Raw genomic sequence first — 11,860 nt, 5'->3', positions numbered from 1 at the left:
TTCGGGAAGGATGCCATGTGGTACTGGCTGTTCAAGTACGTCCTCCTGGGACCGCTGCTGTGGCTCATAGGACGTCCGAAGTTCGAAGGCGGCGAGAACATTCCGGCCCACGGACCGGCGATCCTGGCCAGTAACCACCGGGCCGTCCTCGATTCGTTCTACCTTCCCCTCCTCGTGCGCCGGCGGATCACCTTCCTGGCCAAGAGCGAGTACTTCACCGGTACCGGACTCAAGGGCGCCTTCCAGCGCTGGTTCTTCTCCTCGGTCGGGCAGGTCCCCATCGACCGCACCGGCGCCGACGCCGCGCAGGACGCGCTCAACGCCGGGGTTCGGGTGCTCGGCCAGGGCAAGCTGCTCGGCATCTACCCCGAGGGCACCCGCTCGCCCGACGGCCGTCTCTACAAGGGCAAGACCGGCCTGGCGCGACTGGCGCTGGAGACCGGCGTCCCGGTGATCCCCGTCGCCATGATCGGCACCGACCGGATGAACCCGATCGGGTCGAAGATGTGGCGACCGGCGAAGATCACCGTGCGGATCGGCGAGCCCATCGACTTCTCCCGGTTCGAGGGCATGGGCGGCAACCGCTTCGTCGAGCGCACCGTCACCGATGAGGTCATGTATTCGCTCATGCAGTTGTCGGGCCAGGAGTACGTCGACATCTACGCCGCCTCCCTCAAGAACAAGAGCTCGGCGGACGAGTCGGGCACGGCCGGGAACACGGACGCGTCGACGAACGGCAGTGCCGCGACTGCGCCGCAGGACGGTTCCGTCGCGGACCGTGTTCCCGACACGCGTGCCGGGTGAGCAGGTGCGCTACTTCTACGACTGCGAGTTCATCGAGGACGGACGCACGATCGAACTCGTCTCGATCGGTGTCGCCTGCGAGGACGGCCGCGAGTTCTACGCGGTGTCGACCGAGTTCGACCCGACCCGGGCCGGTGCCTGGGTGCGTCGCAACGTCCTCCCGAAGCTCCCGCCCCCGGCGCACCCCGCCTGGAAGTCGCGATCGAGGATCCGCGACGACCTGCTGAAGTTCCTCGTGCCCCGACCGGGCATCCGGCCCGAACTGTGGGCGTGGATCGGGGCCTACGACCACGTCGTGCTCGTTCAGCTCTGGGGGACCATGCCCGAACTCCCGGACGTCCTGCCCCGCTTCACCCGTGAGCTCCGGCAGTACTGGGAGGACTCGGGCTCCCCGCCCCTGCCCCCGGCGCCGGACGACAACCACGACGCGCTCGCCGACGCCCGTCACAACCTCGCGAAGTTCGAGGCGATCGAGGCTGCTCGCCGATCGCGGTGACGCGGGTAACGGGGTGCTGCGCCGCTTTCGGCCGTCACGCCATATCCTGGACGGGTGAACTGGACTGTCGACGTGCCGATCGACCGCTTGCCCGAACTTCCCCCGTTGCCCGAGGAGCTGCGTGCCGACCTCGACGCGGCGCTCGCAAAGCCGGCGCTGCAGCAGCCCAGCTGGCCCGAGGAACAGGCCGCGGCGATGCGCACCGTGCTCGAGAGCGTGCCCCCCATCACCGTGCCCCGCGAGGTCGAGGAGCTGCAGACCCAGCTCGCCGCCGTCGCTCGCGGTGAGGCCTTCCTCCTCCAGGGTGGCGACTGCGCCGAGACGTTCGCGGACAACACCGAGCCGCACATCAAGGGCAACATCCGCACGTTGCTGCAGATGGCGGTGGTGCTGACCTACGGTGCGTCGACGCCGGTCGTGAAGGTCGCGCGGATCGCCGGCCAGTACGCCAAACCGCGTTCGTCCGACACCGACGCGCTCGGTCTGCCGTCCTACCGCGGCGACATGGTCAACTCGCTGGTCGCCGATGCCGAGGTGCGCAGGCACGATCCGTCGCGCCTCGTGCGCGCCTACGCGAACGCGAGCGCCGCGATGAACCTCGTGCGTGCCGTCACCGCCGCCGGTGAGGCCGACCTGCATCGCGTGCACGACTGGAACCGGGCGTTCGTCTCGGCCTCGCCCGCCGGTGCCCGGTACGAGGCGCTCGCCTCCGAGATCGACCGCGGCCTGCGGTTCATGGACGCCTGCGGTGTCGTCGACCCGAACCTGCGCGCGGCGACGATCTACGCCAGCCACGAGGCTCTCGTCCTCGACTACGAGCGCGCGATGCTGCGCCTCGACAACTCGGGCGACAAGCCGCGCCTGTACGACCTGTCGGCCCACTTCCTGTGGATCGGCGACCGCACCCGTCAGCTCGACGGTGCGCACATCGCGTTCGCGGAGCTGCTGTCGAACCCGATCGGTCTGAAGATCGGTCCGTCGACCACCCCGGAGATGGCCGTCGAGTACGTCGAGCGCCTGGATCCGCACAACACGCCGGGCCGGCTGACCCTGATCTCCCGGATGGGTCATTCGAAGGTCCGCGACCTGCTGCCCGGCATCATCGAGCGGGTCGAGGCCTCCGGTCACAAGGTGATCTGGCAGTGCGACCCGATGCACGGCAACACCCACGAGGCGTCCACCGGCTACAAGACCCGTCACTTCGACCGCATCGTCGACGAGGTGCAGGGCTTCTTCGAGGTGCATCGCGCGCTCGGCACGCATCCCGGTGGCATCCACGTCGAGCTCACCGGCGAGGACGTCACCGAGTGCCTCGGCGGTGCGCAGGACATCTCGGATCTCGACCTGCACGGTCGCTACGAGACGGCGTGCGATCCGCGGCTGAACACGCAGCAGTCGATCGAACTCGCGTTCCTCGTGGCGGAGATGCTCCGCGGTTGATCACAGGGGAGATGCTCCGCGGTTGACCACAGGGGAGATGCTCCGCGGTTGATGACAGCGGAGATGCCCCGCGGGTAGGGGAAAGGCGGTCGGATCAGGGCAGTGCGGTCAGCGTGACCGTGCTGCCCTGTTCTGCTCTCCGGCCCGCCCCGGGATTCTGGCCGATCACGACCGAGCGGTCGGAGTCGCCGAGCTGCCGCACCTCGACCTCGAATCCGAGGCGGGTGAGCTCGTCGCGGGCCGAGCCCACCGAGCGTCCCAACATCGACGGCACCTTCACTGCATTGGATACAAGGAGGGTGACGGTTCCGCCGGCACCAACGTCTTCGCCCTCCTCCGGGTCGGTGCCGACGACCCGTCCCTCGTCGACGTCGGCGTCGAAGACCTCACGGATCTCGCCGACGGTCAGTCCCGCTTCGTCGAGGATGCGACGCGCCTCGTCGACCGGGCGTCCGGTGAGGTCGGGCAGGGTCACCGGGGGTGATCCCTTGCTGATCACGAGCGCGACCTCCGCGCCTACGGGCAGGACGGTTCCGGGGGCGGGGTCGAGCGCGGCCACTCCACCCTCGGGCACCGTGGTGCTGAACGCGGTGCCGCCCTCGACCGGTTCGAAGGTGCGGCTCCGCAGTTCGTCCTCGACGACGGACCTCTCGCCGGCGCCGGGAATGGACGGGACGGTGGGCCTGCCGAGCGACACGAGCAACGCGATCGTGTCGCCGTCGGGGACACGTGAGCCCGCGGTGGGGTCGGTGCCCAGGACGGTGTCGACGGGAACGTCGTCGGAGTACTCGCCCCGGATCTCGCTGGACAACCCGGCCGTCTCGATCGCGGACACGGCCGCCGCCCGGTCGAGTCCCAGGACGGTCGGGACGTCGGTGAGGCGGCCGGCGCCGAGCCACCACCCGGCGATCCCCATGAACAACGCGAGCACGATGATCGCGGCGATCCAGCCTGCGGCGAACCGGCGTTGACGGCGACGGTCGGCGGCGTAGTCGGGCCGGGGTGCCACCGGTTCGGTGTCGGGACGCGGATGGGTGCGGGTCGCGACCCTGGTCGGATGCGGACGTGTGGCCGGTGCATCCGGGTCGGGCGTAACCGGCACGGCGGTCTGCACGGTCGTCGGCGCGTGCGAGTTCGCGGCGGCGGAGCCGGGAAGGACCGTCGTCGCCGGAGCAGGATCGGCGTGCCCGGCAGCGGCGCCGTCGACGGTGCGGGTCGGTGCCGCGGCGTCGGAGTCCACCACGGGAGGCGTCCGCACCGCGGATCGTCTCGGAGCCGGAACCCGGTAGCGGGGGAGATCGAGCGTGTCGCAGATCTCGCCGAGCGCGTCGGCCATCACCTGCGCGTCGGCGTAGCGTTCCGACGGTTCGCGTTCGGTGGCCCGGCGGACGAAGGTGTCCAGTTCGGGCGGGACCCCGTCGATGGCCGAACTCGGATCCGGCACGTCCTTCTCCACGCGCTGGTATGCCACCGACAGGGACGTGTCGCCGGTGAAGGGGGTGCGGCCGGTGAGCATCTCGTAGACGAGCACACCGGCGGAGTAGACGTCGCTGCGCGCGTCGGCGCTGCCGACGGTCACCTGCTCCGGGGACAGGTACGCCGCGGTGCCGAGAATCACGCTGCGCGAGGTGGTGGTCGCGGCGGCGACCGCCCGGACGAGCCCGAAGTCGGCGATCTTCACCTCACCATTGCCGGAGATGAGGATGTTCTCGGGCTTGATGTCGCGGTGCACGAGACCCGCCCGGTGGGCGACCGCGAGGGCTCCGAGGACCGGCGCGGCCACGGCAGCTGCGGCGTGCGGCGGCATCGGCCCGCGTTCGCGCAGCAGTTCGCGCAGGGTGCCGCCCTCGACGAGCTCCATCACGAGGAAGACGTGATCGCCGTCCTGGCCCTGGTCGTAGACCGCGACGAGCCCGGGATGCGTCAGTCGTGCGACGGACCTGGCCTCGAACTCGAACCGTGCCAGGAACTGGGGATCGGCCGCGAACTGCGGATCCATGATCTTCACGGCGACGGGGCGGTCGAGACGCAGGTCGGTGCCGCGATAGACGGTCGACATGCCGCCCCGCGCGATCTGCGATTCGATGCGATAACGCCGGTCGAGCACGACGCCGACCAGTCGGTCGCCTCCAGCGGTCACCCGGTGTACCCCCGTGTCTCGTGATGGTGGGACGCCGGTACCCGGGCCTTCGAGGTATCGACGTGACGAAGCTCCGGCTCCGCGTCGGCGGAGCGATTTCGTCCCCGTCGATCGTAGCCAGCTCCCGTGGACGGTAGCCGCGTAGCTGCCCGCGAGGCCGCAGCGATAACGTGGTGGGGTGAGTGCAATCCCTTACTGCGACGACGTTCTCGACCGCTCCGTCCCCGTGGTGCAGCTCGTCGACGTGGCCAAGAGCCTCGGCGTCGCCACCTCCCGCGTGCAGCAGATGGTGCGCGACCGGCAGCTGCTGGCGTTCAAGCGCGACCGCGTGCCGGTCGTGCCCGAGGCATTCCTCGACGACGAGGGGGACGTTCTCAAGGGTCTTCCCGGCCTGATCGCGGTGCTGCACGACGGCGGTTACGAGGACGACGAGATCCTGCGGTGGCTCTTCACCGAGGACGATTCCCTTCCCGGTGGATGCCCCGTGGCCGCGATGCACACGCAGTCCGCGCGCGAGGTCATGCGTCGGGCGCAGGCGCTCGCCTTCTGAGTCTCCGGGCCTTCTGAGTCTCCGCGCCTTCTGAGTCTCCGGGGCGCCGTTACCGCTGCCGGAGCAGTGAGCCGGCGACGTACTCGGTGAGCATGACCGCGGCACGCGTGCGGCGCGGAACCGTCGCGCGCCGGTCGAGCACCCGGAACCCGCTGCGTTCGACCTCGTCGAGGATCCGTCCGTAGAGCGTGAAGGCCGCGCGGATACCGGGCCGGATCCGGTCGGGGAGGACCACCAGTCCGGGTTCGGCCCTGCGATACTCGGCGCGGGTCAGCGCGACCGCGTGGGCGAGCGCCCGCCGGACCCTCGGATCCACCGCGCCGGTGCGCCGGCACTCCTGCAGCAGGTCGATGTCGACCCCGAACGCCGACCACAGGTCGAGCGGGATGTAGACGCGTCCGCGTTCGAGATCTTCGCCCACGTCGCGGATGAAGTTGGTGAGCTGGAACGCCTCCCCGAGCGCGGCTGCGGCCGGCGGGGCGGCCGGATCGTCGACGTCGAGGATCGGCAGCAGTTCGAGACCGATCACCGCCGCCGAGCCGTACATGTACTCGCGCAGTTCCTCCATGGTCCGGTAGTGGGGCCGGAACTCGGGTGTGCCGGGCACGTCCATGCGCATGGAGCGGATGAAGGCGTCGAAGTACTCGATCGGGATGCGGTACTGCCGGATCGTGTCGGCGAGCGCGCGGACCACGAGACCCGTGTCGTCGAGTGGGCCGGGATCACCCGCGAGTGCGACGTGCAGGCGGGTGTGCGCGTCGTCGACACCGCGGATCGCGGCCTCGGGGTCGTCCACGGCGGTGACGTCGACGATGTCGTCGACGTGTCTGGCGAAGCCGTAGAGCGCGTGCACGGCGTGTCGTCGCGGCGCCGGCAGCAACCGGGTCGCGAGGTTGTAGGTGCGTCCGTGTTCGGCGGTGAGCTCGGCGCAGTAGGCGTAGGCCCGGGTGAGATCGTCGGCCGCGATCCCGGTGGGGCGGTCAGGCACGGTCGTCCCGGGCAGCGCCGGCGGGCGATGCCGCTCGTGGCCGCAACCGCAGACGCAGCGGGTCGTAGGTGACCAGCGACCGGGCCGCGACGATCGAGGCGAACACCGCGAGTGCGACGTGCGCGATGTTGTACATCCCGATCGACCCGTCGGGGTTGAAGATCAGCATCAGCCAGGTCGACAACGCGACGAGCACCATGAGCACCCGGGGGGACATCGCGAAGGCGGCGGCGACGGCGAGCGGCCAGGAGTAGTACCAGGGCAGCGCGGCGGGCGAGAGCAGGGTCACCGCGGTCAGTGCCACCACGATCCCGAAGATCGCGTCGCGTTCGGTGCGGCGGAAACGCCACCACGCCCACACGAGGATCACCACCAGCGCGATCGCGCAGAGCATGCGCGTGATGTCGAGGACCGATCCGAGCCGCCACGGGGTGACCCAGGTGACGGCGTGCGCCATCATCGTCGGTAGCGACAGCCAGTTGATGATCTTCGACGAGCCGGACAGGGCGGTGAGCCACCCGATGCCCACACCGGCGAGCAGCGAGGTGCCGCCGAAGACCGCGGCGAAGACGACCAGTCCCAGACCGGCGGCCTTGGCGAACAGTCGGACGGGCGCTGCCGGCTCGCGTCCCTCGGCGCGCGCACGATCGCGTTCGTGGATCATCCACACCCACACCAGGAAGGGCAGCGCCAATCCTGCGGTGGCCTTGATCGCGGCGCCGAGCGAGACCAGGGCGATGCCACTGATGTGCCGGCCCTCGAGCACGAGCACGATGCCGGCGATCATGAGACCGACCATCAGCAGTTCGTTGTGCACACCGCCGACGAGGTGGATCAGCACGAGCGGGTTCAGGACCGCGAGCCACAGGGCGATCGCGGGATTCCCACCCATGCGACGGGCGAGTTTCGGCACGGCCCACGCCATGAGCGCCAGGCCGGGAAGCATGGTCAGGCGCCACAACCAGGTGCCCGTCACCACGTTGTCGTCGGTGATGGACGTGATGCCCGCACCGAGCAGGAGGTGGACGGGCCCGTACGGCGTGGTGGTCGTCGTCCACACGTTGCTGACGTTGTCGAGCAGGACGCCCGGATTGACGACCGGGCCCACCTCGTACGGATCGAAGCCGCCGCGCAGCAGTGCGCCCTGCGCGAGGTAGGAGTAGGCGTCGCGGCTGAACATCGGGGTCGCGACCAGCAGAGGAGCGGTCCATGCGGGCAGCACCGTCCACAGATCGCGCACCGTGACGTGGCCGGCGAGGGTCGCCCGGCCGACGCGCACCCACGCCGCGATCATGACGAGCACACCGACCCACAGGATGATCCGCGAGAGTAGCTGGCCGTGGCCGAAGCGCAACCACGACAGGTAGATGTCCTCGAGCAGCGGGTCGACGCGGCGGACACTGCCCGACCCGAAACTGCCGAAGGTCATGAGTACCGCGCCCCACGCGCCGAGCAACGCGGCGTGGCCGGCGGGACTCCTCAGGAATGCCTGCTTCGGACGCTCACCCGTCGGCGCCACCGTCCCCTCCGGCGCGGTCGAGGTCTGCGGCTCGGCGTCGGGCGAGGCAGGGGACGACATCGGTACGGTTCCTCCCCCGTGGACGTGTGGATGCGCGGCGCGCAGATAGCTGGCGAACGAGGACAGTTTAGTGGAGACGCGGAGCACGGTGCGCCCGGTGTCACCGCCTTCGCGGAACACCGAGACGTTCGGCGGCGAGCCTTCCGGACAACAGCACGGTGGGGACACCGACGCCCGGCACCGTCGCCGACCCCGCGAGCACCACGCCGGGAACGGCCGGATCGAGGTTGCGACGCCGGAACGGTCCCGTCTGCCGGAAGACGTGGGCGCTCGAGAACGGGCTGCCCGCCTGCATGCCACGAGCGTGCCAGGTGGCGGGCGTGTCGATGTGGTCGACGCGGAAACCGTCCGTGATCCCGCCGTATCCGCGGCGGGCGAGGACGTCGAGCAGCTCGTTGCGGTAGGGCACCGCGAGCTCGGCCCAGGCGAGCGGAGCGCTGTCGAGGTTCGGGCACGGCGCCAGCACCGACAACGGTTCGTGTTCGACCCCCTCACGGGTGAACCGCAGGCCGGGATCGGACAGGGCCGGTCGCGTGATGAGCAGCGACGGATCCGACATCGGCCGGCCGCGTCCGCGGCTGCGGGTGATCTCCGCGAAGGTGCGGTCCCACTCGCCACCGAAGTCGATCACGTGGTGGTGTTGCGCCGCCCAGCCGCGGGTCACCCCGGTGGGGATCGACCCGTGCAGCACCACGGCCGACGGTGCGGCCAGCGTGCGGCGGCGCCGTCGGCGGGGCAGCAACCCGTCGACCACCGGGGTGTCGGGGGTCAGAACGGCCGCGTCGCACGGGAAACGCTCACCGTCGCGGGTGCGGACACCGTCGACCCGTCCGCCGGACAGATCGAGCGAGGTCACCTCCCGCCCGAGTTCGAGCCGTCCACCGGCCTCGACGAACGCCGCGGCCATCGCGCGGGCGACGGACCGCATACCGCCGTCCACCGCGTACACGCCCAGCGAGGTGTCCATGTGCGCGATCGCCCCGTAGACGGCGAGGGCCCGCGCCGGAGCAACCCCCGCGTACAGCGCCTGGAACGTGAAGACGCGGCGCAGGCGCGGGTCGGTGATCCTGCGGTTCACCTGAGCGCCGAGCCTGCCGAACCCACCCAGCCGGAGCAGACGCGCCAGGTCGCGCAGCGCCGCCGGGGACGAGACCAGGTCGAGCGGCGAGTCGAAACTCGCGTCCATGAAGCGGTCGAACTCGGCGTCGAAGATGTCGGCGAGCCACGCGCGCAACCGCAGATAGCGGCGTGCCTCCTCCGGTCCGCACACCCGCGAGATCTCCGCGACCATGGCGTCGGGATCGGAGTGCACGTCGATCGAGGTGCCGTCGGCGAACCGTGCGTGATAGGCGGGGGACAGTCGCCGGGTGCGCAGGGCCGGCCGGACGGAGTTCCGGTCGGCGCCGACCGCGGCGAGCGCGTCGTCGATCAGCTCGGGCATCGTCAGCACGGTGGCTCCGTTGTCGATCTCGTAGCCCGGGCCTCGATAGCTGCCGACCCGGCCACCGACGTCGTCGGCGCGTTCGAGCACCGTCACGTCCCTACCGGCACCGCGCAGGTACAGGGCCGCCGACAGACCGGCGAGACCGGCACCGACCACGACGACCCGGTCGGCGCCGGGAACCGTCCGCACCGTCCTCACGCCACCCGTCGGGTCGCGGCGACCGCCGACTCGCGCAGGAGGGCCTTGCCCTCCTCGGTGGCGCCGGACGACTCGAGCGCCTCGAACGCGCTGTCGGTCAGTGCCGTGATGCGGTTCTCGATCCGGGCGACCGCGCCGAGATCGACGAGCAGCGAGCGGAGCTGCTCGACCTGCCCGTCGGACAGATCGGTCCCGATGGAGGTGCGCAGCAGCTCGGCCGCGGCAGGATCGGACGCGTCGGCCGTCTCGAGCGCCAGCGCGTACAGGACGGTCCTCTTGCCCGAGCGCAGGTCGTCGCCCGAGGGCTTGCCGGTGACCTCGGGGTCGCCGAAGACACCGAGCAGGTCGTCGCGCAGCTGGAACGCCAGGCCGATGTCGGTGCCGAAGCGGCGGTAGGCGGCGATGAGGTCGTCGTCGGCGCCGGCGAGGGCAGCGCCGATGTGCAGCGGGCGTTCGATCGTGTACGCCGCGGTCTTGAACCGGTTGACCCGAGTGGCGGCCTCCACCGATTCGTCCGCCGCCACCTCGTTGGCGATGTCGAGGTACTGCCCGCCGAGCACCTCGGTGCGCATCGCGGCCCAGGCCGGGACCACGCGCGCGACGGTCGCGGGGTCGAGCCCGGCCGAGTGCAGCATGTCGTCCGCCCACACGAGGGCGAGGTCGCCGAGCAGGATCGCGACCGACTCGCCGAACTGCTCCGACCTGCCGTGCCAGCCGGCCTTCCGGTGTTGCTCGGTGAACTCGACGTGCACGGTGGGGAATCCGCGACGCGTGGTGGAGGCGTCGATGATGTCGTCGTGGACGAGTGCCGCGGCCTGCACGAGCTCGAGCGCGGAGCACGCCTGCAGGACGGCCTCGGCCTCCGGCCCGGTCGGGTCACCGCCGGCGCCGAGCCAGCCCGTCCACGCGAAGCGCGGACGCACCCGCTTGCCCCCGCGCAGCACGAACGCCTCCAGAGTGTCGACGGCCTGCCGGTATCCACCGCCCACCGAGTCGACCAGGTCGGAGCGTGAGGTGAAGAACTGCCGGAGGGAGTCCTCCACCCGATGGGGGAGCTGCTCGGCAGACAAGTGATCGGCGCCGGTAGACAGGACGAAACCTCCAGGTCGATGGGTGACGGCGCCTCGGAGGCGGGTGAGCCGGAGGTGCCGCGACCAGCCTATCCGCACAGTCGGGTCGTCGCCGGTAGCGACCGCCCCGGGGGCGCCACCTATGCTGGACCGGTGACAAGCGACTTCGTCAGGGCAACCGAGGACGGCGGGATTTCTCGGACCCCGTCGATCGTGGACCGTCTCGGGTCCGCGCGTTCGGGCCGCATTCCGTTCTCCGTCGAGTTCTCCCCGCCTCGCGACGCCGAGGCCGAGGGACGACTGTGGCGTGCCGTGCGGACGTTCGAACGTCTCGGTCCGGCCTTCGTATCGATGACCTACGGCGCCGGGGGATCCACCCGCGACCGTACGGTCCGGGTCACCGGACGTCTCGCCGAGGAGACCACCCTCCTGCCGGTCGCGCACCTCACGGCCGTCGGGCACAGCATCGACGAACTGCGCGCGATGGTCGGCGCCTACGCCGATCGCGGCATCACCAACATCCTCGCCCTGCGCGGCGACCCGCCGGGTAACCCGCTCGGCGAGTGGGAGAAGCACCCGGAGGGTCTCGAATACGCCGACGAACTCGTGCGGCTGGTGCGCGATCTCGGCGACTTCCACGTGGGCGTCGCGTCGTTCCCCGAAGGACACCATCGGTCCCCGGACCTCGACCACGACACCCGCTATCTCGTGCAGAAGCTGCGTGCGGGTGCCGAGTACTCGATCACCCAGATGTTCTTCGACGTCGAGCACTACCTGCGTCTGCGCGACCGGGTCGTGGCCTGCGACACCGAGCAGGGACTCAAGCCGATCATCCCCGAGATCATGCCCATCACCTCGCTGCGCTCGGCGCGGCGCAGCCTCGAACTGTCGGGTTCGCATCTGCCGCCCGTACTCGAGGAGCGGCTGCGGCGCGCGGCGGGCGACGGTCCGGAGGAGAATCGGGCCGCGGTGCGCGAGGTGGGCATCGAGGTGGCGACGGAGATGTGCGAGCGGCTGATCTCCGAGGGTGCGCCGTGCCTGCACTTCATCACGCTCAACTTCGCCCGCGCGACCGGCGAGGTGCTCGACCGTCTCGGCTACGAACTCGAAGCTCCCGCCGTGGTGCAGCCAGCCTGACATCCGTCCCGTTC

The 11,860-nt window shown here is 70.5% G+C and carries 10 protein-coding genes; 5 read left to right on the top strand and 5 right to left on the bottom strand.

Annotated elements, in window-relative coordinates:
* The first annotated feature begins 15 nt into the window (after window positions 1-15).
* The 3 genes from ACPCXD_RS14830 to ACPCXD_RS14820 are packed head-to-tail and all read left to right on the top strand — an operon-like array spanning window position 16 to window position 2,740.
* A complete protein-coding gene (locus ACPCXD_RS14830; RefSeq protein ID WP_088897298.1) occupies window positions 16-804 on the top strand; it encodes a lysophospholipid acyltransferase family protein in 789 nt (262 codons plus the stop codon).
* A gap of 4 nt (window positions 805-808) precedes the next feature.
* A complete protein-coding gene (locus ACPCXD_RS14825; protein ID WP_026061497.1) occupies window positions 809-1,300 on the top strand; it encodes a polyadenylate-specific 3'-exoribonuclease AS in 492 nt (163 codons plus the stop codon).
* A 54-nt stretch (window positions 1,301-1,354) separates the two neighbouring features.
* Window positions 1,355-2,740: a class II 3-deoxy-7-phosphoheptulonate synthase gene (locus ACPCXD_RS14820; protein ID WP_016693829.1), complete on the top strand. Its 1,386-nt coding sequence runs from the start codon at window positions 1,355-1,357 to the stop codon at window positions 2,738-2,740.
* A 94-nt stretch (window positions 2,741-2,834) separates the two neighbouring features.
* On the opposite strand, the gene pknB is transcribed toward ACPCXD_RS14820, so the two are convergent.
* Window positions 2,835-4,880 (bottom strand): Stk1 family PASTA domain-containing Ser/Thr kinase, encoded by a 2,046-nt coding sequence (pknB, locus tag ACPCXD_RS14815; protein WP_423660121.1) that lies wholly within the window; start codon window positions 4,878-4,880, stop codon window positions 2,835-2,837.
* A gap of 178 nt (window positions 4,881-5,058) precedes the next feature.
* On the opposite strand from pknB, the gene ACPCXD_RS14810 reads away from it, so the two are divergent.
* Entirely contained in the window at window positions 5,059-5,430 is a 372-nt protein-coding gene (locus ACPCXD_RS14810) for an Rv2175c family DNA-binding protein (RefSeq protein WP_189637404.1), read from the top strand.
* A gap of 49 nt (window positions 5,431-5,479) precedes the next feature.
* On the opposite strand, the gene ACPCXD_RS14805 is transcribed toward ACPCXD_RS14810, so the two are convergent.
* The 4 genes from ACPCXD_RS14805 to ACPCXD_RS14790 all read right to left on the bottom strand — a co-directional run bounded on the left by ACPCXD_RS14805 (window position 5,480) and on the right by ACPCXD_RS14790 (window position 10,682).
* Window positions 5,480-6,418 (bottom strand): phytoene/squalene synthase family protein, encoded by a 939-nt coding sequence (locus ACPCXD_RS14805; protein WP_423660119.1) that lies wholly within the window; start codon window positions 6,416-6,418, stop codon window positions 5,480-5,482.
* Complete coding sequence (locus ACPCXD_RS14800) at window positions 6,411-7,997, bottom strand: alpha-(1->6)-mannopyranosyltransferase A (protein WP_172414879.1); 1,587 nt, start codon at window positions 7,995-7,997, stop codon at window positions 6,411-6,413. Before ACPCXD_RS14800 ends, ACPCXD_RS14805 begins: the two co-directional genes overlap by 8 nt.
* 100 nt (window positions 7,998-8,097) lie before the next feature.
* Window positions 8,098-9,630, bottom strand: coding sequence for a phytoene desaturase family protein (crtI, locus tag ACPCXD_RS14795; protein ID WP_229565045.1), 1,533 nt, complete (start codon window positions 9,628-9,630; stop codon window positions 8,098-8,100).
* Window positions 9,631-9,635: 5 nt separating this feature from the next.
* On the bottom strand, window positions 9,636-10,682 hold the full coding sequence (locus ACPCXD_RS14790) for a polyprenyl synthetase family protein (protein WP_160875746.1): 1,047 nt from the start codon (window positions 10,680-10,682) through the stop codon (window positions 9,636-9,638).
* Between the two features lie 219 nt (window positions 10,683-10,901).
* On the opposite strand from ACPCXD_RS14790, the gene metF reads away from it, so the two are divergent.
* The gene (gene metF / locus ACPCXD_RS14785) at window positions 10,902-11,846 is read left to right on the top strand and encodes a methylenetetrahydrofolate reductase [NAD(P)H] (RefSeq protein ID WP_423660223.1); all 945 of its coding nucleotides are present in this window, start codon (window positions 10,902-10,904) and stop codon (window positions 11,844-11,846) included.
* Window positions 11,847-11,860: the final 14 nt, after the last annotated feature.

It is taken from the genome of Rhodococcus sp. AB351 (genome assembly GCF_049538275.1).
GTDB lineage: Bacteria > Actinomycetota > Actinomycetes > Mycobacteriales > Mycobacteriaceae > Rhodococcus.
Note: the sequence above shows the minus strand (reverse complement) of the source record. Positions and strands in the feature narration are given on the sequence as shown.